The sequence below is a fragment of the Thermaerobacter nagasakiensis genome (assembly GCF_055396825.1).
Genome location: NZ_AP043740.1, coordinates 1,778,297 through 1,802,191, shown reverse-complemented (window position 1 = coordinate 1,802,191; position 23,895 = coordinate 1,778,297). Strand labels below are relative to the sequence as shown.

General features: G+C 74.1%; 22 protein-coding genes. 1 reads left to right on the top strand and 21 read right to left on the bottom strand.

The genetic code is table 11. The features are described from left to right. Positions 1 to 24 precede the first annotated feature (24 nt). Positions 25 to 675, top strand: coding sequence for a helix-turn-helix domain-containing protein (locus tag ACZ5T9_RS07630; protein ID WP_006903896.1), 651 nt, complete (start codon positions 25 to 27; stop codon positions 673 to 675). Here ACZ5T9_RS07630 and ACZ5T9_RS07625 read toward each other — a convergent pair. The 21 genes from ACZ5T9_RS07625 to ACZ5T9_RS07525 form a co-directional block, all read right to left on the bottom strand. Continuing rightward, on the bottom strand, positions 614 to 1,519 hold the full coding sequence (locus ACZ5T9_RS07625) for a TetR/AcrR family transcriptional regulator (RefSeq protein WP_464832488.1): 906 nt from the start codon (positions 1,517 to 1,519) through the stop codon (positions 614 to 616). The genes ACZ5T9_RS07630 and ACZ5T9_RS07625 overlap by 62 nt on opposite strands. Then, positions 1,516 to 2,706, bottom strand: a complete 1,191-nt coding sequence (locus ACZ5T9_RS07620) for an acyl-CoA dehydrogenase (RefSeq protein WP_464832487.1) — start codon at positions 2,704 to 2,706, stop codon at positions 1,516 to 1,518. The genes ACZ5T9_RS07625 and ACZ5T9_RS07620 overlap by 4 nt, the downstream gene beginning before the upstream one ends. A 12-nt stretch (positions 2,707 to 2,718) precedes the next feature. Next, on the bottom strand, positions 2,719 to 3,735 hold the full coding sequence (gene meaB, locus ACZ5T9_RS07615; RefSeq protein WP_464832486.1) for a methylmalonyl Co-A mutase-associated GTPase MeaB: 1,017 nt from the start codon (positions 3,733 to 3,735) through the stop codon (positions 2,719 to 2,721). Continuing rightward, on the bottom strand, positions 3,732 to 4,184 hold the full coding sequence (locus ACZ5T9_RS07610; protein ID WP_464834410.1) for a cobalamin B12-binding domain-containing protein: 453 nt from the start codon (positions 4,182 to 4,184) through the stop codon (positions 3,732 to 3,734). Before ACZ5T9_RS07610 ends, meaB begins: the two co-directional genes overlap by 4 nt. 17 nt (positions 4,185 to 4,201) lie before the next feature. Beyond that, a complete protein-coding gene (locus tag ACZ5T9_RS07605) occupies positions 4,202 to 5,845 on the bottom strand; it encodes an acyl-CoA mutase large subunit family protein (protein WP_464832485.1) in 1,644 nt (547 codons plus the stop codon). 258 nt (positions 5,846 to 6,103) lie between these two features. After that, positions 6,104 to 7,078, bottom strand: coding sequence for a porphobilinogen synthase (hemB, locus tag ACZ5T9_RS07600; RefSeq protein WP_464832484.1), 975 nt, complete (start codon positions 7,076 to 7,078; stop codon positions 6,104 to 6,106). A gap of 131 nt (positions 7,079 to 7,209) precedes the next feature. Continuing rightward, entirely contained in the window at positions 7,210 to 8,814 is a 1,605-nt protein-coding gene (locus tag ACZ5T9_RS07595; protein ID WP_464832483.1) for a uroporphyrinogen-III synthase, read from the bottom strand. Beyond that, on the bottom strand, positions 8,795 to 9,883 hold the full coding sequence (hemC, locus tag ACZ5T9_RS07590) for a hydroxymethylbilane synthase (RefSeq protein WP_464832482.1): 1,089 nt from the start codon (positions 9,881 to 9,883) through the stop codon (positions 8,795 to 8,797). Before hemC ends, ACZ5T9_RS07595 begins: the two co-directional genes overlap by 20 nt. Before the next feature lie 40 nt (positions 9,884 to 9,923). Continuing rightward, complete coding sequence (locus tag ACZ5T9_RS07585; RefSeq protein ID WP_464832480.1) at positions 9,924 to 10,847, bottom strand: cytochrome C assembly family protein; 924 nt, start codon at positions 10,845 to 10,847, stop codon at positions 9,924 to 9,926. 17 nt (positions 10,848 to 10,864) lie between these two features. Next, positions 10,865 to 12,367, bottom strand: a complete 1,503-nt coding sequence (hemA, locus tag ACZ5T9_RS07580; RefSeq protein WP_464832479.1) for a glutamyl-tRNA reductase — start codon at positions 12,365 to 12,367, stop codon at positions 10,865 to 10,867. Continuing rightward, positions 12,367 to 13,122, bottom strand: coding sequence for a class I SAM-dependent methyltransferase (locus tag ACZ5T9_RS07575; protein WP_464832478.1), 756 nt, complete (start codon positions 13,120 to 13,122; stop codon positions 12,367 to 12,369). Before ACZ5T9_RS07575 ends, hemA begins: the two co-directional genes overlap by 1 nt. Before the next feature lie 55 nt (positions 13,123 to 13,177). Beyond that, positions 13,178 to 14,044: a succinate--CoA ligase subunit alpha gene (gene sucD / locus ACZ5T9_RS07570; RefSeq protein WP_464832477.1), complete on the bottom strand. Its 867-nt coding sequence runs from the start codon at positions 14,042 to 14,044 to the stop codon at positions 13,178 to 13,180. After that, positions 14,045 to 15,166 carry an ADP-forming succinate--CoA ligase subunit beta gene (gene sucC / locus ACZ5T9_RS07565; RefSeq protein WP_006903882.1) on the bottom strand — a complete coding sequence of 374 codons (1,122 nt, stop codon included), beginning with the start codon at positions 15,164 to 15,166 and terminating at the stop codon, positions 14,045 to 14,047. A gap of 6 nt (positions 15,167 to 15,172) precedes the next feature. Beyond that, a complete protein-coding gene (locus ACZ5T9_RS07560) occupies positions 15,173 to 16,477 on the bottom strand; it encodes an NAD(P)-dependent malic enzyme (protein ID WP_464832475.1) in 1,305 nt (434 codons plus the stop codon). A 102-nt stretch (positions 16,478 to 16,579) separates the two neighbouring features. Beyond that, the gene (gene mdh / locus ACZ5T9_RS07555; RefSeq protein ID WP_006903880.1) at positions 16,580 to 17,509 is read right to left on the bottom strand and encodes a malate dehydrogenase; all 930 of its coding nucleotides are present in this window, start codon (positions 17,507 to 17,509) and stop codon (positions 16,580 to 16,582) included. 115 nt (positions 17,510 to 17,624) lie between these two features. After that, positions 17,625 to 17,825 carry a CcmD family protein gene (locus tag ACZ5T9_RS07550; RefSeq protein WP_006903879.1) on the bottom strand — a complete coding sequence of 67 codons (201 nt, stop codon included), beginning with the start codon at positions 17,823 to 17,825 and terminating at the stop codon, positions 17,625 to 17,627. A 1-nt stretch (position 17,826) separates the two neighbouring features. After that, on the bottom strand, positions 17,827 to 18,501 hold the full coding sequence (locus tag ACZ5T9_RS07545) for a cytochrome c biogenesis protein (protein ID WP_006903878.1): 675 nt from the start codon (positions 18,499 to 18,501) through the stop codon (positions 17,827 to 17,829). A gap of 10 nt (positions 18,502 to 18,511) precedes the next feature. Then, on the bottom strand, positions 18,512 to 20,191 hold the full coding sequence (gene ccmA / locus ACZ5T9_RS07540; RefSeq protein ID WP_464832473.1) for a heme ABC exporter ATP-binding protein CcmA: 1,680 nt from the start codon (positions 20,189 to 20,191) through the stop codon (positions 18,512 to 18,514). Then, entirely contained in the window at positions 20,188 to 21,459 is a 1,272-nt protein-coding gene (locus tag ACZ5T9_RS07535; protein WP_156821736.1) for a hypothetical protein, read from the bottom strand. The genes ccmA and ACZ5T9_RS07535 overlap by 4 nt, the downstream gene beginning before the upstream one ends. Positions 21,460 to 21,548: 89 nt before the next feature. Then, positions 21,549 to 21,956, bottom strand: a complete 408-nt coding sequence (locus tag ACZ5T9_RS07530) for a cytochrome c maturation protein CcmE (protein ID WP_464832472.1) — start codon at positions 21,954 to 21,956, stop codon at positions 21,549 to 21,551. Between the two features lie 164 nt (positions 21,957 to 22,120). After that, positions 22,121 to 23,569, bottom strand: coding sequence for a PKD domain-containing protein (locus tag ACZ5T9_RS07525; RefSeq protein WP_464832471.1), 1,449 nt, complete (start codon positions 23,567 to 23,569; stop codon positions 22,121 to 22,123). Between the last annotated feature and the right edge of the window lie 326 nt (positions 23,570 to 23,895).

Genomic DNA, 23,895 nt, shown 5'->3' with positions numbered 1-23,895 from the left:
CTGGCAACCGCCGAGGTGAGCCCCGTGGAGGTTGGCAAGCGGATCCGGGATCTGCGCCGGCAACGCGGGATCAGCCTGCGCGACCTGGCACGCCGCTCCGGGGTGTCCAAGGCCTACCTGTCCCAGCTGGAGAACGACCCTGCCCGCAAGCCTTCCGTCGACGTGGTGCTGCGCATCGCCGCCGCCCTTGAGGTGGATCTGGCGGAGCTGGTAGGACCCGCCACCGTTGGCGATGGCGCCGGTGAGCAGGCGCCCGGGGCTGGTGGACCCCCTCCGGGCGAAGCCGGCCCCCCGCCGCCATGGGAAGGGGCGGCCCGGGCAGAAGTGGCGGCGGCCGGGGATCGCACCCTGGCGCCGCTTTCCCCGGCTCCGGGTTCGTCCGGTGCTCCGCCCGCGACCGGATCCCGTGCGCCGCGGCCAGCCTCCGGGTTCGCGCCCGGCCCCCCGCAGGCCGGCCACAGGGTCCCGGAGCGAACGCCGACCCCGGAGGGAACTCCGAGGGCCCTGGATCAGCTTCCCTGGGCGCTGCGGGTCTTCTGGCAGGAACACCCCGAGGTGCCCGAGGAAGAAATCCGGTCCCTGGCCACCATCACCTGGAAAGGCAGGCGCCCCTTCACGCCCACGGACTACTGGGTCCTTCACCAGGTCCTGACGGGAATGACACGGGGACTCTAGGTGCGGCGGCCGCCGGCTCCCCCGCCGGAGGCCGCCCCAGCCCGTACCAGAGCCAGTCCAGGTCCCCGGCACAGCCCGCCTGCCAGAGCCCGACCGCTGCCGCCACGACCGCTCGGGCCGTCGCCGTGGCGGCAGCCCCACCCTGGGCGACGGTGCCGCCCCCTGTACCCGGCCGGCCCGGCCGCAGGCCCCCGGCCCCCCGCGAGGGAGCGGCTGGGAGTCCGCCGCCGCCCGGGACGGTCGGTTCAGGCCTGCCGGGCTCTCCGCTCCCGGATCCGCACGGGCCGGCTCCGGGCCCGGGCACCCCGCCTTCCTGCAGCAGCCGCGCCTCGCCGCGCCGGGCGCCCTCGTCCAGCAAGCGGGCCAGTCCCTGGACCAGAAGGGCCGTCACCGGCCAGCCGGCCGACAGGCCCCCGGCGGCGGCCGTCTGCCGACCCGCCGCGCGGCCCGCGGCCCGGGTTTCGACGGCCGCTTCCGCCTCGCAGGCCAGCCAGGGCAGGGCCTCCGCCAGCACCTGCCGGAAGGCCGCCCAGCGCTCCCCGGCGGGAAGGCCCGGGGTCAGGTGGACCCGTGCCAGCTGGCGCCCCAGGCGGGTGGCCTGTTCCTCCAGAACGGCCCGCAGCAGGGAAGGCTTGTCCGGGAAGTGGGCGTACACCGTGCCCACGGCCACCCCGGCGGCCGCCGCCACCTGGCGCAGGCCCGTGGCGTGGTAGCCCTGCTCCAGGAAGAGGCCGGCCGCCGCCCGCCGGATGCGTCCGGCGGCACCGGCCCCCGAAGCGGCATCCCGATGCACCTGGGAAGGGATCCCCCGGACCCGGGCGCCGCCCTCTCCGGCCGCGCTCATGCCAGGGCTTCCACCGCCTGGCCCGCTTCCGCCAGGAGGGCCCGGGCGATGACCATGCGCTGGACCTCGGAGGTCCCCTCGTAGATCTGGGTGATCTTGGCGTCCCGCATCAGGCGCTCGACCTCGAAGTCCTGCAGATAGCCGTAGCCGCCGTGGATCTGGACCGCCTCGGTGGTCACCTTCATGGCCACCTCCGAGGCGAACAGCTTCGCCATGGCGATCTCCTTGCTGGCCCGCCGGCCCGTGCGCACGCTCTGGTCGTAGAGCACCGCTGCCCGGTAGACCAGCAGCCGGGCCGCCTCCACCTGGGTCGCCATGTCGGCCAGCTTGAACTGGATGCCCTGGAAGCTGCCGATGGGACGTCCGAACTGGCGCCGCTGGCCGGCGTAGGCCACCGCCCGGTCCAGGGCCGCCTGGGCGATGCCCACCGCCTGGGCACCAATGCCCACCCGGCCGTTGTCCAGGGTGGCCAGGGCGATCTTGTACCCCTGCCCCTCGCGGCCGATCAGGTTCTCGGCGGGCACCCGGACCTGCTCCAGGATCACGTCGGTGGTGGCCGAGGCGCGGATGCCCATCTTCTTGAAAGGCTTGCCGAAGGAGAGGCCGGGCGTGCCCTTCTCCACCAGGAAGGCACTGATGCCCCGGGAGCCGGCCGCCGGGTCGGTGACGGCAAAGACCACGTACAGGCCCGCCACGCCGCCGTTGGAGATGAAGGTCTTGCGCCCGTTCAGCACGTAGTGCTCCCCGTCCCGGACCGCCGTGGTCTTGAGGGCGGCGGCGTCCGACCCCGCGTCGGGCTCCGTCAGGCAGAAGGCTCCCAGCCGTTCGGCCCGGGCCAGGACGGGCAGCCAGCGGGCCTTCATCGCCTCGCCGGCCCAGCGGTTGATCAGCTCGCCCACCAGGCTGTTGTGGACGTCCATCACCACGGCCGTCGCCGCACAGGCCCGCGCCACCTCCTCCAGGCAGATGGCGTGGGCCAGGGTGTCCATGCCCCCGCCCCCATAGGCCTCGGGGATCATCATGCCGAGATAGCCATGCTCCGCCAGCCGGCGCACGTTTTCCCACGGAAACTCGCCGGACTCGTCGTAGGCGGCGGCCCGGGGCGCCAGCTCCCGCTGGGCGAACTCCCGTACCGCGGCGCGGATCTCCTCATAGGTCGGATCCAGCAGAAAAGGAGGGCTCCCCATCTCCCTGCCTCCTCAGGTGCCGTGGAACCGAAGGGCGTCGGGTGTCGCTCCCGGAGGTGCCGGCTCCGGGCGGGCCGGTTCCTGGCGAAGGAATGCCAGCAGCCGTTCCGCGGCCTCCCCCGGGCTCAGCTGCCGCCCGGCCACGGCGCGGGCCAGCTCGTCCCAGCGGCCGCCGGCCTTGAGGCGCTCCCACAGCCGGGCCAGCACCTGCTGCCGCAGCGCTTCTTCCGCCTGCCAGCGATGGCGCAAAGCGCCCGCTGCCGTGCTTTCCAGGTGCTCCCGGTGCCGCCGCAGGGTCTGCACCAGCTCGTCCACACCCGTCCCGGCGGTCGCCGCCGCCTCCAGCACCGGCGGTTTCCACCCGGGATCCCGGGGCGCTCCCAGGTCCAGCATCTGGCGCAACTCCTGCATCGTGCGGGACGCGCCGGGCTGGTCCGCCTTGTTGACCACCAGGATGTCGCCCGCCTCCAGGATGCCGGCCTTGGCGGCCTGGACGTCGTCCCCCAGGCCGGGGGCCAGCACCACCACCACCGTGTGGGCGTAGCGCATGATCTCCACTTCCGACTGGCCGGCTCCCACCGTCTCCACCAGCACCGTGTCCATGCCGGCGGCATCCAGCAGGTGGATGACGTCTCCCGTGGCCCGGGAGAGGCCCCCCACCTGCCCCCGGGAGGCCAGGCTGCGGAAGAACACGCCGTCATCCACGGGCCCGTGGCTGAAGCGGATGCGGTCGCCCAGCAGGGCGCCGCCGGTGAAAGGGCTGGAGGGATCGACCGCCACCAGCCCCACCCGCTGGCCGGTGTCCCGCAGGTGCCGCGCCAGGGCGGCGGCCAGGGTGCTCTTCCCCACCCCTGGCGCGCCCGTCAGCCCCACCACATGGGCCCGGCCCGTGTGGGGATAAACGCGCCGCAGCAGCTCGTCGGCGCCGGGGTGGCGGTTCTCGACCCAGGTGATGGCCCGGGCCAGGGCGCGCCGGTCCCCCGCCAGCACCCCCTCGGCCAGCTGATCGGGTCGTGCCGCCCGGCTCACATGGCCTCCCCCCGCCGGCGGGCCACGGCGGCCCGGGTGAAGGCCACGATCTCCTCGGTGCTGGAACCCGGACCGAAAACCCGCTCCACGCCGGCCTCCAGCAGCCGGGGCACGTCCTCGGCGGGGATCACCCCGCCCACCAGCACCACCACGTCATCCCGCCCCACGTCCCGCAGGGCCTGGCAGACCCGGGGGATCAGGGTGTTGTGGGCGCCGGAAAGGATGCTCAGCGCCACCACATCCACGTCTTCTTCCACCGCCGCCCGAGCGATCTGCGCCGGCGACTGGTGGAGGCCGGTGTAGATGACCTCCATCCCCGCGTCCCGGTACGCCCGGGCGATCACCTTGGCACCCCGGTCGTGGCGGTCCATGCCGGGCTTGGCCACCAGCACGCGGATGGGGCCGTGGGCGCCCGGCGCCTCGTTCACCGTCACCGGTGTGGTTTCCATGGCCTCTCCCGCCTCGCTCAAAAGATCGCCCGCTCGCGATACTCGCCGAAGATCTCTCGCAAGGTGTCGCACATCTCGCCCAGGGTGGCGTAGGCCCGGGCGCACTCCAGCAGGCGCGGCATCAGGTTCTCGCCGCTCCGCGCCGCCGCCTTGAGATCCCGCAGGGCCTGGCTGACCCGCCGGTTGTCCCGGGTGCGGCGGATGTCCCGCAGCCGCTGGACCTGCCGCTGCTGGACCTCGTCGGGCACCCGCAGGATCTCGGGCTGCTCTTCATCTTCCAGGACGTACTTGTTGACCCCCACCACGGTGATCTCCCCGGACTCCACCTGCTGCTGGTAGCGGTAGGAAGCGTCCGCGATCTCCTTCTGGAAGAACCCGGCCTCGATGGCGGGGATCACGCCGCCCAGCTCGTCGATGCGGCGGAAGTAGTCCCGGGCCCGCCGCTCCATCTCGTCGGTCAGCCACTCCACGAAGTACGAGCCGCCCAGGGGATCGACGGTGCTGGTCACGCCGCTCTCCTCGGCGATGATCTGCTGGGTCCGCAGGGCGATGCGCACCGCCTTCTCCGTCGGCAGGGCCAGGGCCTCGTCGAAGGAGTTGGTGTGGAGCGACTGGGCGCCCCCCAGCACCGCGGCCAGCGCCTGCAGGGTGACCCGGACGATGTTGATCTCGGGCTGCTGGGCTGTCAGCGTGCACCCCGCCGTCTGGCAGTGGAACCGCATCTTCCAGGAGCGTGGGTCCTTGGCCCCGAAGCGCTCCCGCATCTCGACGGCCCAGATGCGCCGCGCCGCCCGCAGCTTGGCGATCTCCTCGAAGAAGTCGTTGTGCACGTTGAAGAAGAAGGAGAGCCGGGGCGCGAAGCGGTCCACGTCCAGCCCGGCCTCGATGCCCGCCCGCACGTACTCGAAGCCGTTGGCCAAGGTGAAGGCCAGCTCCTGCACCGCCGTCGACCCGGCCTCGCGGATGTGGTAGCCCGAGATGCTGACCGTGTTCCACTGGGGAACGTGGTCGGCGCAGAAGGCGAAGATGTCGGTGATGATGCGCATGGAGGGGCGCGGCGGGAAGATGTAGGTGTTCTGGGCGATGTATTCCTTGAGGATGTCGTTCTGGATGGTCCCCCGCAGCCGGTCGAAGGGCACCCCCTGCTTCTCGGCCGCCGCCAGGTACATGGCGAAGATCATCGCCGCCGGCCCGTTGATGGTCATGGACGTGGACACCTGGTCCAGGGGGATGCCGTCGAACAGCACCTCCATGTCCGCCAGGGTGTCCACGGCCACCCCCAGCTTGCCCACCTCGCCCTCGGACATGGGGTGGTCGGAGTCATACCCCAGCAGGGTGGGGAAGTCGAAGGCCACGCTCAGCCCCGTCTGGCCCTCCCTGAGCAGGTACTTGAACCGCCGGTTCGTCTGCTCGGCGGTGCCGAAGCCGGCAAACTGGCGCATGGTCCACAGCCGGCCGCGGTACATGGTGTCGTGGATGCCGCGGGTGTACGGCCACTGGCCCGGCACGCCCAGCCGCCGGGCGGCCGCCGCGCCCGGCACGTCCTCGGGCCCGTAGCAGCGCTTGACCTCGATCCCCGACAAGGTCTCAAAACGCGGCCGCCGCTCCCGCCCCGGGGCCGCGGCCCCCGCCGGGGCGCCCGCTGCCGGTTCCTTCACCATCCCGGTTCACCCCTCTCCCAGCCTCCGGGCTCCGGGACCGGGTGGATCCCCGACCCCGTCGCCCCTGCCGCCGCTGCCCGGGCGGGACCGGGACGGTCCGCGCCCGGACCCCGCGCCGTGCAGGCCGGCCAGGCGGTGGCCGCCCGCACCGCCCCGCAGCCTTCCCGGCCACCTGCGGCCCAGGTCGCGCCGCCCGCCCCCGCATGGCCCCCTTCGCCGCGGCCGGCGGGGCCAGCCGCCATCACCCTCCGCCAGAAGCTAAGCCAGCCAGCGGGCCACCTCGGGCGCATGATACGTGATGATGGCATCCGCTCCCGCCCGGCGCATGGCCGTCAGGGTCTCCAGCACCACGGCCCGCTCGTCGACCCAGCCCTGGGCCGCCGCCGCCTTGATCAGGCTGTACTCGCCACTGACATTGTACGCCACCACCGGGACCGGGAACTGCTGGCGCACGGCGCGGATCACGTCCAGGTAGGCCAGGGCGGGCTTCACCATCACCAGGTCGGCCCCCTCCTCCAGGTCCAGGGCCACCTCCCGCAGGGCCTCCCGGACGTTGGCCGGGTCCATCTGGTGGGTCCGCCGGTCGCCGAAGGCCGGCGCCGAGTGGGCCGCCTCGCGGAAAGGCCCGTAGAAGGCGGACGCATACTTGACGGCGTACGAAAGGATGGCCGTGTCCTGGAAGCCGTTCTCGTCCAGCACCCTGCGCACGGCCCCCACGCGACCGTCCATCATGTCCGACGGGGCGACCCAGTCGGCGCCCGCCCGGGCGTGGGACAGGGCGACCTGGGCCAGCTGCTCCAGGGTGGCGTCGTTGTCGATGCGGCCGTCGGGGGTCAGGATGCCGCAGTGGCCGTGGCTGGTGTACGCGCAGAGGCACACATCGGTGATGACCAGCAGGTCCGGCAAGGCCTCCTTGAGGGCGGCAACGGCCTGCTGCACTGCGCCGTCCGGGTCGGCGGCCTCGCTGCCGCGGTCATCCTTCTGCCGGGGGAGTCCGAACAGCAGCACCGCCCGGATCCCCAAATCATAGACCTCCCGGGCCCGCTCCACCGCCCGGTCCACGGAACGGTGCTCGACCCCCGGCATGGAAAGCACGGGTTCCACCACGTCCCTGCCGGGAACCACAAACATGGGGTAGATCAGCCGGTCGGCGGTGAGGTCCGTCTCGCGCACCAGGCTGCGGACCACGGGGGTGGCGCGCAGCCGGCGCGGCCGGTGTACGGGGAACGCCATGGAAGTCACCTCGGATCCGCGTCCGGCCCCGGCCGGGCCGGTCCGTGTGCAGCCCCCGCCGCAGCGGCCAGGGCCGGGCATCCCGCCGGGAGCCGGGATCTGGCCGGCCGGGACTCCGCCCCTTGGGCGTTCTAAGCCTTTCCGCCAGCCGTTTTCAGTTCGAGGAGCGCTGCCACGAGTCCTGCCGCCGTGTAGCGGCGCGGCACGCCGTCCACCGGCAGCCCCAGGGCGGCCGCCCGTTGGGCCGTGCGGGGGCCGATGCACACCACCCGGGGCCGGCCCGCCCCATCCCCTTGGCCATCACCGCGGAAGAACCGGCCCGGCCCCCCGGGGCCCGCTGCCCCGGCCAGCGCCTCGGCGGCGGAGGGGCTGGCCAGGGTCACCACGTCCACCTGCCGGTTCGCCAGCAGCTCCACCAGCACCGCCGCCTGATCATGCCGCAGCACCGTCCGGTAGACCACCGGAGCCCGCAGGTCGCCGCCGGCCGCCTCCACCGGCCGGGCGGCCGCCAGGGCGGCCCGGTCGCCCCGGGGCCAGACCACCCTCTGCCCCGGGGTGATGCGGCGGGCCAGTTCGTCCCACAACCGGGCGCCGGTGAACTCCGCCGGCATCAGATCGGGCCGGAGCCCCAAAGCCTCCCGCACGAAGCGGCGGGTTGCCTCCCCCACCACCGCCACCCGGGCGCCCGCCAGGGCGCGCGCATCCCGGCCCAGGGCGTCCAGCCGGCGGGCCAGAGCGGCGGCGCCGTTGCCGCTGGTCAGGACCCACCAGCTGCCTGAGGCAGACTCCAGCTCCCGGTCGAGCTCCCTCTCGCCGGCGGCGGGCTCGACGCCGATCAGGGGGATTTCCACCACCGTGGCCCCCAGCTGCCGCAAGAGCTCGGCCAGGCCCGCGGCCTGTTCGGGAGCGCGGGTGACCGCCACCCGCCATCCGGCCAGCGGCGGGGCCGCCCAGCCGGCCACCGCGGCTGGCGCCCCGGTGCCGGAAGGCACCTCCCCGCTCCCCGCGCCGGCGACCGCGCCTGCCGCCCCGGATCCGGCGGGCCCGGGCAACGGCGGAGCCGCGGCGGCCGCCGCCCCACCCGGCCCACCCGGTGCCGGGGCCTCCCCGGGGGCAGGTCCGCCGCCGGGCGCGGCCAGCCGACCGGGCCAGGGCACGGGAATGAGGCCCACTCCCGCGGCAACCAGGGCTTCCATCTCCCCGCCCGGGAGACCGCCCCGAACCAGCCGGACCACCCGCAGCCCGGCGCGTGCCCACCGGGCCAGGCGCTGGGGAAGGTGCTGGGGCGGCAGCCGGCCCGCCGCCTGCAGGTGTAAAGGAAGGGGCACGGAGGCGGAAACGGCCGCCGCCGGCGATGGCACCACCCACAGGGCGGCCGTGGGGGACCGCCACGCCTCGACCACCGCCTCCAGGCCGGGATCGGCCACCACCACCTCCGCCGCCTGCAGGATCCGGCTGGCCCGTACCGTCACCAGCCCGGGATCGCCCGGTCCCCCGTCCACGATGTAGATCCAGCCCGGGGGCGCCCACAGGTCGGGGGCGCCGTCGTCCCCACCCCCTGCCATGGCGGAGGGCAGGACCGCCTCCTTTCCCTGCACCGGGCCCTGGTCCGGCGCAGGGGCCTGCACCCGCGGCCAGGCCGCCTCCGGGGGCACCCCGGCCCCGGCCGGCTCCCGGGACCCGGCGGGGCCGGCCGGATCCTTCCTGCGGTGCCCCTCATCCCCCGTCACCGTCACCGCCACCCGCTCCCCTTTCCCGGGGGGCCGGCCCCCCGGGGCCGCCCGCTCCGGCCGCCGGCCGCGACGCGGCCTCCACCATGACCCCCGCCTGGGCCAGGACGCCGGCAGCCCCTTTGGCCAGCAGCTGTTCCGCCAAGCGGCGCCCCGTGCCCTCCGGATCGGAAAGGGGCCCTTCGCCGCGACCGGTGAGCCAGGGGCTTCCCGCGGGACCCGCCACCATGCCGTCGATGACGATCCGGCCGCCCTCCACCCGTGCCCAGGCCCCCAGGGGCACCCGGCACGTGCCTCCCAGTTCGGCCAGGAAGGCCCGTTCCGCCCGCACCGCCCGGCTGACCTCGGGCCGGTCGAGCACCTGGACCCGGCGGCGCACCGCCTCATCCCCGGCCCGGATCTCCACGGCCAGGGCCCCCTGGCCGGGGGCCGGCAGCAGTTCCAGGGGCGGCACCAGCGCGGAGATGCGCGCGGCGAAGCCCAGGCGGCGGAGACCGGCGGCGGCCAGCAGCAGGGCATCCCAGTGGCCTTCGTCCAGGCGGCGCAGGCGGGTGTCCAGGTTGCCGCGGGCCGGCTCGACCTCCAGGTCCGGGCGGCGGGCCCGCAGCCAGGCTTGGCGGCGCAGGCTGCTGGTGCCCACGCGAGCGCCCGGCGGCAGGGCCGCCAGCAGGTCACGGGCCTCGCTGCCCGGCGGCTCCTCTCCGCCGGGACCCCTCACCGAGAGGCGGCCCGTCGCCGGCCGGGGGATCACCAGGGCGTCGGCCGGGTCTTCCCGCTGGGGAAAGGCCGCCAGCTCCAGGCCCTCGGGCAGCCGGGTGGGGACGTCCTTGGCGCTGTGCACGGCCAGGTCGATGCGCCCCTCCAGCAGCGCCTCCTCCAGTTCCTTGACGAAAGCGCCGGGGCTGCTGAGGGCGTACAGGGGCCGCGACCGGTTGCGGTCGCCCAGCGTCGTCACGGGCACCAGCTCGACCCGGAGGCCGGGATGGTGGGTTTCCAGTTGGCGGGCCACCCACTGAGCCTGGATGCGTGCCAGGGCGCTGGCCCGGGTGCCGATGCGCAGGACCGCTGCTGTCAACCTCGTCCCTCCCCCCGCGGCTCCGGGCCGCCGGGCCGGGTCAGAACACGTGGCGTGCCGACCAGTGCGGCCCCACCACCAGGTAGTTCACCAGGATGACGGCAAAGCCCAGCAGGGACAGGTAAGCCAGCCGCCGGCCGCGCCAGCCGGCCCATGCCCGCAGGGCCAGGCAGGCGGCGTAGAACAGCCAGACGCCGGCGCTGGCAAGGACCTTCCCGTCACGGGCCCAGGGCCCCTCCCAGAGGCGGCCGGCCTGCAGGGTGCCGCTGGCCAGGGCCAGGGTGAGCAGGGCGAAGCCGCTGCCCACCAGCCACCAGCAGGCCCGGTCCATCTCCTCCAGGGCGGGCAGGTGGCGGTAGAGCCGGCTGAAGGCCTTGACCCGCAGCTGCCGCTCCTGGAGCAGGTACATGGCCGCCAGGGCCGAGGCCAGGCCGAAGGCTCCGTAGCTCAGAAGGGCGATGGTGGCGTGGAGCCAGACCCATGGACCGGCGCCAAGCAGCGGCGACCCGGCGGTGCCGGGTGCTGGCGCTGCCTGCACCTGCCCCGGAGCGGGCCCAGGCCCCGGTACCCCGGCGCCGGCTGCGGCACCGGCCGGCAGGCCGTCGGCGAGGCCGCCGCCGGGGAGCAGCGGGGCGCCCGCCGCCATCAGCACCAGCAACACCACCACGGGGGGCAGCATGAAGGCCCCCAGGGGTCGCAAGGGCAGCAGCGCCTCCAGCACGATGCCGTTAAGGATCCATGCCCAGCTCAGGAAGAACACCGATCCCTGGGGACTGGTGAAGGGGATGTGGCCGGTCGCCAGCGCCCCGCCCAGCAGCGCGGTGTGGGCGGACCAGGTCGCCCAGACAAGCCACCGGGCCGGGCCGTCCCGGGCAAAACCGGCCAGGACCCAGGCGTGCCAGGCCGCGGCCCCCAGGTAGCCCAAGGTGATGCCCACGTACCCCCACGCGAGCCAGCCCTGCACCCGGCCTCACCTGCCGCTCATGCCCGGCCGCTGCCGCTTTCCCCGGCCCGGCGGAGGGGCAGGGCCAGCACCGGGTCACCGGGCGCCGAACCGGCCGGGCCCGCGGCACCGGTGCCCCCTTCCGGTGCGGGCTCCGCGCCGTCTGCGGCGGCGGCCTGTCCCCGCCCGGCCCGGCGGCCCGCCGTGCCCTCCGGCCCGCCGGCAGCCGGCTCCGCCCCGGCCTGCCGCGCCGGCCGGCGTTCAGCGCGGCCGGGTTCGTCCAGGGCGAAGAGCTCGGTGAAAGCTTCGTCCAGGTAGACGGGGCCGCGCCCTCCGGCCACCGCCTCCTTCAGGCGCACCATGGGATCGTTCAGCAGCTTGTTGACGATCAGCCGGGTCAGGCCGTCGATGACCTGCCGGTCCCGCTCCGACAGGTGGGGAAGCTTGCGCAGGGCGCGGGCCAGCTCTTCCTGCCGCATGGCCTCGGCCTTGGCCCGCAAGGAGCGGATCAGAGGCACCACGTCCAGGCTGTGCAGCCACCCCTCAAAGCCCCGGACCTCTTCGTCGATCATGGCCTCGACCCGCGCCGCCTCCTCGCGCCGCAGCCGGAGGTTGGCTTCCACCACCGCCTGCAGGTCGTCGATGTCGTACAGGAACACCCCGTCCAACCGGCCCGCCGCCGGTTCGATGTCGCGGGGCACGGCGATATCCACAAGCAAGAGGGGCCGGCCCCGCCGGCGGCGCATGGCCTCCCGCACCATGGCGGCGGTGATCAGGGGCCGCCCGGCGCCGGTGGAACTGATCACCACGTCGCAGCGGTCCAGGGTCGCCGGTAGGTCGCCCAGGGACACCGCCTCACCGCCGTAAGCGGCGGCCAGTTGCCGGCCCCGCTCCAGGGTCCGGTTGGCCACCACCAGCCGGCAGCCACCCTCCTCGGCCAGGCTGCGGGCAGCCAGTTCCGCCGTCTCGCCGGCGCCCACCAGCAGCACCCGCCGCCCGTCCAGCTGGCCGAAGACCTTGCGGGCCAGTTCCACCGCCACGTAGCTGACGGACACCGCGTGCTGGCTGATGGCCGTCTCCGTCCGGGCCCGCTTCCCGACCGCCAGGGCCTGCTGGAAGAGACCGTGCAGCACCTTGCCACAGGTTCCCGCGGCGGCAGCCCCGTGGTAGGCTTCCCGTACCTGACCCAGGATCTGGCTCTCGCCCAGGACCATGGAGTCCAGGCCCGCCGCCACGCGGAACAGGTGCCGCGCCGCCGCGGCATCTTCCCGGGCATAGAGATAGGTCTCCAACCGGTCCGGGTCCATGCCGGCCCAGCGCGCCAGCACGTCCCGCACCTGGCGCCGGCCCTGGCCATGGTGGGAGGCCGCCGCGTACACCTCCACCCGGTTGCAGGTGGAGAGCAGCACCACCTCGTCGACGGCCGGGCAGGCTGCCAGCTCCGCCAGGGCCGCCGGCAGGTCCTCCCCCGCCACCGCCAGGCGCTCCCGCACCGCGACCGGCGCCGTGCGGTGGTTCATGCCCAGCACCATCACGCCCATCAGGGTCGCCGCCCCTCATGCAAGCAGACGATGCCCGCCGACATGCGCCAGAAGCGGACGCCTTCCAGGCCGGCCGCCGCCATGAGGCGGGCCAGTTCCTCCGCCCCGGGAAACCCCTGCACCGACAGGGGCAGCCAGGCGTAGGGATCGGGACCCGGCCCCCGCCAGCGGCGGGCGGCCCACCGCCCCATGGCGGGGACCACCCGCTCGAAGTACCAGCGGAAGGGCACCCGGACCCAGGGCCAGGGACTGTGGGACAGCTCCAGGATCAGCACCCGGCCGCCGGGGCGGGTGACCCTGGCCATCTCGGCCAGGGCCCGGTCGAGGCCGGCCACGTTGCGCAAGGCGAAGCCCATGGTCACCAGGTCGAACTCGCCCGTCGCAAAGGGCATGTCCAGGGCGTCCCCCTGCACCAGCTCGACCCGGCCGGAGAGGCCCAGCGCCTCGAGCCGGTGCCGGGCAACGGCCAACATGCCCGGGGAGAAATCCAGGCCGGTGACCCGGCCGGCAGGCCCCACCCGCCGGGCCAGCATGGCCGTGATCTCGCCGGTGCCGCAGGCCACGTCCAGGACCCGCGCCCCGTCCAGGGGCAGCTCCTCCAGCCGCCGGCGCAGCCGCCACTGCCAGTAGCGCCACTGCCCCAGGGTCATCAGCAGGTTCATCCGGTCGTAGCCGGGCGCAATGGTGTCGAAGAGCTCCCGGATGTACGTGGCCTTGTCGGCGCCCCGGCCCGGGGCCGGGCTCTGAGCCCCCATGCACGTCCCTTCCTCTTATCGCAGCGCCTCTTATCGCAGCGCCTCCCGGCGCCTCTTATCGCAGCGCCTCCCGCACCAGGTCGGCCACCTGCCAGGGCAGGGCGGCCACCCGGGCTCCCGCGGCCTCCAGGGCCTCGACCTTGCTCTGGTACGTGCCGCGGCCGCGCTCGATGATGGCCCCCGCGTGGCCCATGCGCTTGCCGGGCGGGGCATGCTTGCCCGCCAGGTAGGCCACCACGGGCTTGTTCATCCCCTTGATGTACTCCGCCGCTTCCTCTTCCGCGGTACCGCCGATCTCCCCCACCAGGACCACGGCCTCGGTCTCCCGGTCCTGCTCGAACATCTTGAGCACGTCGATGAAGGAGAGGCCCACCACCCGGTCGCCGCCCATGCCCACCACGGTGGACTGGCCGAAGCCGGCCTGGCTCAGCGACGCGGCGATCTCATAGGAAAGGGTACCACTGCGGGCCACGATGCCCACCCGGCCGGGGGTGTAGATCTGATTGGGCATGATCCCGATCTTGCTCTTCCCCGGCGAGATCACCCCGAAGGTGTTGGGGCCGATGATGGTCGCGCCCTTCAGCCGGGCCCGGGCCATGATCTCCATGGCATCGTGCAGGGGGACGTGCTCGGTGATGACCACCACCAGCTTGATCCCCGCCTCCAGGGCCTCCAGCACGGCGTCCTTGGTGAAGGGAGCGGGGACGAAGATGACGGAGGCCGTGGCCCCGTGCTTCTCCACCGCCGCTTCCACGGTGTCGTAGACGGGGACGCCCTTGACCTCCTGGCCCTCCTTGCCCGGCGAGACGCCCGCCACCACGCGGGTGCCGTACTCGATCATCTGGCCGGTGTGGAAACTGCCCTGGTGGCCCGTGATGCCCTGGACCACCACCCGGGTACGCTCATCGATCAGGATGGCCATTCACCGCTCCCCTCCCTGCCGGGCCAGCTCGACCGCCTTGCGGGCGGCCTCGCCCATGTCCCGGAAGGCCTCGATGCCGTGCTCGCGCAGGATCGCCACGCCCTTGTCCTCGTTGGTGCCCACCAGGCGCACCACCAGGGGCACGGGGATGCCCTGCTGCTGCTTGACGGTGACGATGGCGTTGGCCACGTCGTCGCAGCGGGTGATGCCGCCGAAGATGTTGACGAAGATGGCCTTGGGGTTGGTCGAAACCAGCACCGCCATGGCCTTCGCCATGGGCTCGACGGCCGCTCCGCCGCCCGCGTCCAGGAAGTTCATGGCCCGGCCGCCGTACTCGGCCAGCACGTCGATGGTGGCCATGGTGATCCCTGCGCCGTTGGCCATCACGGCGATGTCGCCGTCCAGCTCCACGTAGGACAGCCCGATCTCCCGCACCCGCTGCTCCAGTTCGGTGGCCTCGCTGACCTCGGGCAGGTCCTCATGGCGGAAGCGGCTGTCGTCGTCGATGTTCAGGCGCCCGTCGGCGGCAATCAGGCGGTCGCCGGAGATCACCAGGGGGTTGATCTCCACCAGCTCGGCGTCGTAGTCCCGGAAGATGCGGTAGAGGCGGGTGAGCAGGTCCGCGAACTGGCGGGCGACGGCACCCTCCAGGCCCAGCCGCCGGGCGATCCCCCGGGCGAAGTACGGGTAGAGGCCCAGGGTGATGTCCACCGGGCGCTTGACGATGTCCTTCTCGGGGACCTCCTCGATGTTCACGCCGCCGTGGACCGAGGCGATGACCAGCGGCAGCTTGCGGCCGGTGTCGACGGCGATGCCCAGGTACAGCTCCCGGTCGATGCGCAGCTTCTCCTCCACCAGCACCCGCTCGACCCGGTAGCCCCGCACCTCCTGCCCCAGCAGGTCCGCCGCCACCTGCCGGGCCTGGTCGGGCGTGTCGGCGAAGCGGATGCCGCCAGCCTTGCCCCGGCCCCCGGCCAGGACCTGGGACTTCACCGCCACCGGCCCGCCGACCTCGGCGGCCACCCGGGCGGCCTCCTCGGGCGTCGCCGCCACCCGGCCCCGGGGCGTGGGAATGCCCCGCTCCCGGAAGACCTCCTTGGCCATGTACTCGAAGAACTTCAACCGATCTCACCTCGCAGGGAGGTTGTTGGACGAACCGGCCGCCAGGCGCGCCCGGACGGCTTCCACCCGGGCGGCCGTCTCCCGGCCCACCTCGCCGGGATCCCGGGGGATCCGGGCCACCCCCGTGGCCACCGCGGCCTCCGCCACCGCGGCCGCCACTGCCGGTGCCACCCGCGGGTCCCCGGCTTCCGGGATGATGTAGCCCGCCGACAGGCGGTCCGGCTCCACCAGGGCGGCGATGGCCCGGGCCGCCGCCAGCTTCATCGCCTCGTTGATCTCCCGGGCCCGGACGTCCAGGGCACCCCGGAACACCCCGGGGAACGCCAGCACGTTGTTGATCTGGTTGGGGAAGTCCGAGCGGCCCGTGCAGACCACCTGCGCCCCCGCCGCCGCCGCCTCGTCCGGGAAGATCTCCGGCGTGGGGTTCGCCATGGCCATGACGATCGCCCCCGGCGCCATGCTGCGCACCATCTCCGGAGTGACGGCCCCCGCCCGGGAGAGGCCGATGAACACGTCGGCCCCAGCCAGCACGCTGGCCAGGTCGCCCCGCAGGCCTGCGGGGTTGCTGCGCTCGGCCACCCGCTGCTTGTACGGGTTCATCCCGTAGGGCCGGCCGGGATAGATGGCCCCCCGGCTGTCACACAGCACCAGGTCCCGGGCGCCCATGTCCAGCAAAAGCTGGCTGGTGGCGATCCCCGCCGCCCCGGCCCCGTTCACCACGATGCGGACCCGGTCCAGTTGCTTCCCCACCACCCGCAGGGCGTTCAAGAGCGCGGCGGCGGTGACGATGGCCGTGCCGTGCTGGTCGTCGTGGAAGACGGGAATGTCCAGCTCCGCCCGCAGCCGGGCCTCGACCTCGAAGCAGCGGGGGGCTGCGATGTCTTCCAGGTTGATCCCGCCGAAGCTGGGAGCCAGGGCCGCCACCAGTTCCACCAGGCGGCCCACCTCCCGCGCCTGGACGCAGAGGGGCACCGCGTCCACCGCGGCGTAGAGCTTGAACAGGATCGCCTTGCCCTCCATCACGGGCAAGGCGGCCGCGGGGCCGATGTCCCCCAGCCCCAGCACGGCCGATCCGTCGGACACCACCGCCACCAGGTTGCCCCGTGCCGTCAGCTCGAAGGCCTCGTCGGGGTTGGCGGCGATGAGGCGGCAAGGCTCCGCCACCCCGGGCGTGTAGGCCAGGCTGAGATCCCGGCCATCCCGCAGGGGCACCTTGCTGGCGATCTCGATCTTCCCCCGGGCCTGGCGGTGCAGCGCCACCGCCTGGGCCCGCAGGCGCTCGTCATGATCGTGGGCAACCGGTCCGGCCAATGCCGTGCATCCCCTCTTGGCCGCCTGGCCCGTCCCGCCCGCCCGGCCACCGGGCTGCCCGGTCGCCGGCCCGCCCCGCTGCCGGGCCGCCGGGCCGGCGGGCTACAGTTCCAGCCTGGACAGGGTCTCCCGCACGTCCGCCGCCGAGCGGGCGAAGGCCTGGCGTTCTTCCTCGGTCAACTCGATCTCCAGGATCCTCTCGATGCCGCCGCCCCCCAGCACCACGGGCACGCCCATGAAGATCCCCGACTCGCCGTATTCTCCCTCGAGATAGGCCGAAACCGGCAGGACGCGCTTGCGGTCGCGAAGGATGGCCTCCACCATCTCGGCCATGGCGGCACCGGGGGCGAAGAAGGCCGAACCCGTCTTCAGCAGGCGCACGATCTCGGCACCGCCGTCCCGCGTCCGCTGCACCAGCTCGTCGATCTTCTCCTTGGGGAGCAGCTGGGTCACGGGGATGCCGCCCACGTGGGTATAGCGCGGCAGGGGCACCATGGAGTCGCCGTGGCCGCCCAGCACCAGGGCGTGGACGTCTTCGAAGGAGACGTTGAGCTCCCGGGCGATGAAGGTGCGGAAGCGGGCGGAATCCAGGATGCCCGACTGGCCCATCACCCGGTGCTTGGGGAAGCCGCTGACCTTGTAGGCCACGTAGCACATGACGTCCAGCGGGTTCGTCAGCACGATCAAGTAGGCGTCGGGCGAGTACCGGGCCACCTGGGCGGTGATGTCGCGGACGATGCCCGTGTTGATGTTCACCAGGTCGTCCCGGCTCATGCCCGGCTTGCGCGCAGCCCCGGCGGTGATCACCACCACGTCGGAGCCCGCCGTGTCGGCATAGTCGTTGGACCCGGTGAGGATGGTGTCAAAGGCTTCCACGGGGGCCGCCTGCATCAGGTCGAGGGCCTTCCCCTGCGGCATGCCCTCGACCACGTCCACCAGGACGATATCGGCCACCTGCTTGATGGCCAGCCAGTGGGCCAGAGCGGCGCCCGTGTTCCCGGCGCCGACGATGCTGACCTTGGGTCGCTTCAACCTAGCCTCCCCCTCTGCGACGGAACTGCGGGTGGAACCGGCCGGACCCGCCGCGGCTCAGCGGCCCCCGGCGCGGGCCGCCGGCCGGGCAGCGGGCCGTTGCATCCGCCGGGCGCTAGGCGCCGGCACCCGTACCGGGTGCCCGCGGGGCCGGTCGTGAACCCGGGGCCTGCAGGCGGCCCAGCTCCCGCTCCAGCTCGCCCAGCCGGCGCACCAGGCGCCAGACATAGGCGAAGAGCAGGCCGAACGCCACCGTGTAGGCCCAAAACAAATAAACCAGAAGTTGTTGATCCAGTTCCGGGGTGATGGGCGGCACCTTACCCCTCCTCCGTCCCGGCCCGGGCTTGCCGCACGCCATCGGCCAGGCGGGCAAGCCGCAGCCTCTGGTTGAGCAGCAGGAAGAACAGCAGGGTGAAGGCTGCCACCGCCGCCTGCAGGGCCAGGCGCATGGCCGGGTCCAGGTTCATGTCGCCGCCGCCCCGCAGGACGGGATGGATGGAGGTCCACCACACCGACGACATGTAGACGATGGGCACGTTGAGGAACCCGGCGATGCCCAGGACCGCCGAATACCGGCCCCGGGCGGCCGGATCGTCCACCGCCGCCCGGATGAGCAGATAACCGGCGTAGAGGAACCAGAGGATCAGCGTGGTGGTGAGCTTGGGATCCCAGGTCCACCAGACGCCCCAGACGGCGCGCGCCCAGAGGGAGCCCATGATCAGGGTGATGGTGGTGAAGAGGACCCCCAGCTCGGCAGCCGACTCTGCCAGCCGGTCCCAGCGCCGCTGCGGGCCCCGCAGGTACGCGATGGAGGCCGCGAAGACGATGGCGAAGGCCAGGAAGCCGACCCAGGCCGCCGCCACGTGGAAATAGAAGATGCGCTGGACGTTGCCCATCACCCGTTCGGGCGGTGCGTAGCGAAACGCCATGTAGAGGGCCCCGACCAGCGCGCCGTAGGTTGTCACCGTCCAAGCTGCCGCCAGGCGTGACATGGCTCGCCTCCTAGCGGGCTACCACATAGTCGAACAGCAGGGCGCCGGCGACCAGGAACATGGTATCATACACCGCCAGCACCCGAAACCAAAGGGCCGCCTGTTCGGGGGCCCCGGACAGGGCGGCGCCGGCGACCTGCACCGACGCCAGCAGCACCGGTGCCGTCAGGGGGAACAACAGCACGGGCAGAAGCGCCTCCCGCCCCCGCACGGCGGCCGTCAAGGCGCCCAGCAGGGTGCCTACCGCCGCCAGCCCCGCCGTCCCCAGCCCCAGGACCAGGAGGAAGCCGTCCCAGCGCACCGGTCCCTGGAACCCCAGCCAGGCCATGACCACCGGTCCCAGCACGAGCTCCAGGGCCAGCAGTTGAACGCCCTGGGACACCACCCGGGCCAGGTAGAGGGCGCTGCGGTCGGCCGGTGCCAGCAGCAGGCCGTCCAGGGTGCCCCGGTCCGCGTCCCGGGCAAACCCCCGGCCGAAGAGAAGGACGGCGGCGAAGTAGAATGCCACCCAGACCAGACCCCCCATGAGGGGCGACAGGTCATGGCGGCCGGGATCCAGGGCGAAGGCCAAAGCCAGCCCCACCAGCAGGACGAAGGTGGCCAGGTTGGCCAGGCCCTCCCGCCGGCGCCATTCCTGGCGGAGATCAAGCTCCACCAGGGTCCTCAGGACGGTCCCCACCGGCGTCGGGGCCGGCTCGGGCGGCTGCGCCGCGCCCGCTGCCATCGGAGCCGGGGCCCCCGGCGGCAGCGGGCGCGGATCCGGCGCCGGCAGCCCCGCCGGCACGGACCGCGGTGGGCCCGCCTCGGGCCCGCCGCCGGAGCCGGAGCTGCTCGCCGCGGGTGCCCCCCGGGAACCCGGCGCGCCGGCCGGCGAAACCAGGCCGCCGGCGGGGCCGCCAGCGGCCCGCCCCGGCGCATGGGCTGCCCACGCCAGCCAGGCCTCCAGGTCCGCCGTCCCGACGCCTGCCGCCGGGACGTCGTGACCGGACCCCCCCGCCAGCAGGAGCAGCCGGCCGGCCAGGCGCAGCGCCCGGTCCGGCTCGTGCAGGACGACCACGGCCGTCCCGCCGGCCGCCGCATGCTCCTCTACCAGGTTTTCCAGCAACCGGGCAGCACCGGCGTCCAGGCCGGTGAAGGGCTCGTCCCACAGCCACAGAAGCGGCCGGTGCATCATGGCCCGGGCCACTTCCAGCCGCTGGGCCAGCCCACGGGAGAGGTGCGCCGCCGGCCGGGCGGCGACGGCGTCCAGGTTAAGCCGGTCCAGGAGCTCCCGGGCCCGCTCCTCGGCCTCCTGGCGGGACAATCCGTAAAGGCGGCCGAAGAAGATCAGGTTCTCCCAGGCCGACAGCTCGGGAAAGGCCAGCGGACGATGCCCCACGTAGCCCACCCGGCGCCGCCAGGCGGGCTCCGCCGGCCGGGCGGGGGCACCGGCCACCCGCACCGTGCCCGCACTGGGCCAGAGCAGGCCGGCCACCACCTGCAGCAGGGTGGTCTTGCCGGCACCGTTGGGCCCCATGACGGCGCCCACTTCGCCCGGGCCGAGCCTCCAGTGAAGGGACCGGAAGACCACCTGGTCACCGTGGGCCCGTTCCAGGCCCGCCAGCTCCAGCACCGGTGCGCCGCGTCCGGGCCGGGAGCCGGGCGCCAGGTCACCGGCCGGTATGACCGGCCGGGGCGCCCCCTGCGTCACCGGACCGGCGCCTCCCCTCGAGGGGCTTCCGCCGCGACCGCCTCGCCGGCTCCCGGAAGGCGGGGGCCACCGGCCGTCCACGCCCGCCGGGTGGCCGCCACCGCCGCCTCCACCAGGCGCCGGCGCTCCTCCCGGTAGAGGGCCTCCGGCACCTCACCGGCGGCATGGGCCCGGTCCAGGTCGACGATGGCCTCGATCAAGAGCCGGCGGCGCAGCCACCAGCGGCGCGGGCCCCGCCGCCAGCGGGCGGCGCCCGCCAGCGCCAGGGCCACCACCGCTCCGGCGGCCATCGCGGCGGCGACCCCCGCCCCGCCGCCGGTACCGGCCCCGCCTGCAACGGTGGCCCCCCGGGCCCTCAAGTCACCCTGGCCCGGGAGGAGGTCGCTCCCCGGCGCGCTCCCCGGGCTGCCCGTTCCCGGTGCCGTCCCGCCACCCTCACCGGTCCCGGACTGGGGCGAGCCGCCCGCCTGCCCCGCGGCAACTCCCGGCGGCATGAGAAGGATCGTGTAGGTGCCCGCCTCCAACGGACCTGCCCGCCACACCGCCAGGTCGTTGCCCGGCATGCCCAGGTCCGTTCCCGGCACGGTGCCGGCGGGCTGCAGCCCGTTGCCGGCTGCCTCCAGCGTTCCGGCCACCGTCATCACCAGCAGCTGGTCCACGGCCGCGGGCAGGTCCACCACCAGCCGCCCCCGGCTGGCCCGGGTATCGGCAATGAAGGCATACGCGTAGTCGCGGCTTTCGCCCGGCGGGGGCGGCGACGCGTCCTCCAGCGTCTCCCCCGTCCAGCGGAGGCCTTCGGGCAGCGGCCGGGAAGGCTGGGCCAGCCGGAGCGACGGCAAGGTCAGGGCCCCGTCGGCACCGGCGCCCGGTCCCTCCTGGCCGGGCCAGCGGGCCAGCACCAGCACGGCCATGCCTTGGCCGGCGGGCTCGGGGTGGACCACCAGGGCGACCCGCTCCCAGGTCCCCGGCGTCACCGCTTCAGCCCCTGCCTCTTGCCCCCGGGGGGTGCCGGCCCCGGGACCAGCCGGCACCTGGCCGTCGCGCGGTGGGGCCCCTTCCGCCGCCGCGGCGGGGCGGGTTCCTCCTCCGGCCAGGGCCAAGGCAATCCCCAGCACGAAGACCACCACCAGCACGGTGGCGGTCCAGGCCTGCGTGCGGCGATCCCATGGCTTTCTTCCCGCCACCCCGGCGGAGGGGCGCTCCAGGCACCCCGGGCTGGGGTGCCGGCTGCCCCGGGCGGCGGCCGTCTCCTTACCAGATCTTCGCATTCCGCCGTTCCAGCCCCTAGCGTTCACGCCCTTGCCCGGGCCGTCCGGCCGGGACCGGTCCCGCCATGCGGACGGTCCCGGGCGCCTGATCACCGGGCCGCCTGGGTCCCCGCCGCCTCGTACTTGGACGGGCATTTCACCATCACCCGGTCGGCCACCAGGGTCGCGCCCTGCAGGCGCCCCTCCACCACCACGTCCACGCCGTCCTGAAGCAGGTCGGGCTTCACGCCCTTGTAGACCACGGGCAGGGTCCGGCCCGAATCCCCGGTCATGGCAAACCGGAGGGTCACCTGCTGCACGGCCCAGTCCACCGTTCCCGGTTCCACCTTGCCCTGGACCCGGACGAACCGGTCGCCCAGACCGGCAGCCTGGTCCAGGGCCTGGTCCACGGAGAGATAGTAGGTCTTGGCGCTCTGAAAACCCATCAAGGAGAGGTAGGCGATACCCGCCACCACCACCAGCACGGCCGCAGCCACCTTCACACGGATGGACAACACCGTCACCGCCCTTGCAGGTCTAGGCACGGTCACCCGATTATAGGCGCAGCCGGGATGCCCGTACAACCGGGCGCGGGCCCGAGGCCCGCGCCTGCACCCTCGCCGGGGCGCAGCCGGCACCGGCCGGCCGCCGGCCGGTGTGCCCCGGGTGGCGGCGCGTCCTCCTACTCCTCCAGGTGCAGGGCATGCACCTCCACCTGCCGGCGGGTGCGGTAGACGTGGCTCAGGGCCAGAGCCTGGCCGTAGATGCGGTAGTAGACCCGCACCCGGACCGCACCGTCGACGGTGTAGGTCCCCGGACGCCGCCAGCGCACCGAGAACGCGGGGGCCGGGTCGTAGTCCACCTGCACCCGCTCCGTGAAAGGCGGATTCTGGATGTCCGCCTGCAGGCGAAACACGGCGGGCCGGCCGGTCACCCAGTCCTGGGGCCCCTCCAGGCGGAGGGTCACCCGGGGTGCCTGGGGTGCGGCGGCATTGAAAAGCCGCCACAAGGCCATTTCCTGGGCCGCCGCCAGCACGGCGTCGTCCACCATCCCCGGCACCGCCGCTCCTACGGCCCGCGCCACCGCCTCCGCCGGAGGGATCACCACCCGCCACCGGTGACGGATCAGCGCCCGGCCCGTGACGTCGTAGGAGACGGCCTCCACCTGATACGTACCCGCCCTGGGAAACCGGTGGGGCTGGCGGACGATGGCATGGGCGGGCAGGGGATCCACCCAGGACGAACCGTCGCCGAAGGACCAGCGCCATAGGACATGGCCCCGCTCCAGGGGCTTCCAGTGGGTGGTCTGGAAGGTGGGCAGGGTGACCTCGAAGGCGGGCATGCCGGCCGGCAGGTCCAGCACTCCCTGGCCGGGGAGCGGCGGGATCGCCGGGGACCGGTGGACGCGCCGCTCCCCGCGCCCACCCGCCTCCGGGCCCCGCCGGGGAGCCCTCGGGAAGGGTGGGGCCGGAGGCGACCACCGCGGCCGTTCCACCGCCTCCGGGTCCAGGCCGGGACCGGCCAGCCAGGGATCGGCCGCGCCGCCGGCCGGTCCCGGATCCGGCCCGGTGCCCCCGGGCCCGGCCCATTCCGGCGCCGGCGGAAGAACCCGGCCCGCGGGGCTTCCCGGTCCCGCGGCGCCTTCGTCTTGCCAGCTGACCCGCCACGCCAGGGCGGGGGACGCCGCCCCTGCGTCGGGATCGCCGGGCTCCGCGGGACCGCCCGGACCGGCAGCGCCGGGGCCGGACCGGGCGCCGAAACGCACCTGGGTGTAACCTGCGTCCCCGGGAACCCGGAAGACCCAAGCGTCCCCTTCCCGCTGCCCCTCCAGGAACAGCCACCGGCCGGAGGCGTCCCGGCCCGCCGCCCAGGCCACCTCCAGGCTCCCGCCGCCGGCGGCCCGCAGCTCCAGGCGCCAGTAGCCGCGCAGCAGGGGCAAGCCAGCCACCGCCCCCGCCGCCGCCGGGCCGCCTCCCGGAGCGGCCTGCAGGACCGGTGCCGCCAGCCCCGCGCCACGTGGAGGCCCACCGTCCCAGACCACCGGCGCGGCCTGGGCCACCCCCGCCACCACGAGGGCGACGGCCGCCGCCCCGGCAAGCCGGAGGGCCGCACCGTACCGCCTCCCCATCATGCCTTCCCCCTCACCGGTTCCGCCCCGGGCCCGCCGGGCCGGAGAGGCCACGCCCCGGACCGGCCGCCCGCTGGCATCGGGCCCGGCCGCGCGCCGGTCCCGCCGCTGGACGGGCCGCTCCCGGCCCGGCCTTGCCCGCGGCGGGCGGCCCCCGCCGCCACCGCCACCCCTCCCGCCCTGGTGGGTCCGGCCGGCGGGCATCCCCATCAACCATATTATGCCTCTGTCATCCATAATTTAGCAAGGCATATTACACCTGTTACGTTCAAAGCCCACCTGTGGAGCGGGGATCGGCGTACGGGATCGGTGGTCGCCGTGGCGGCGGT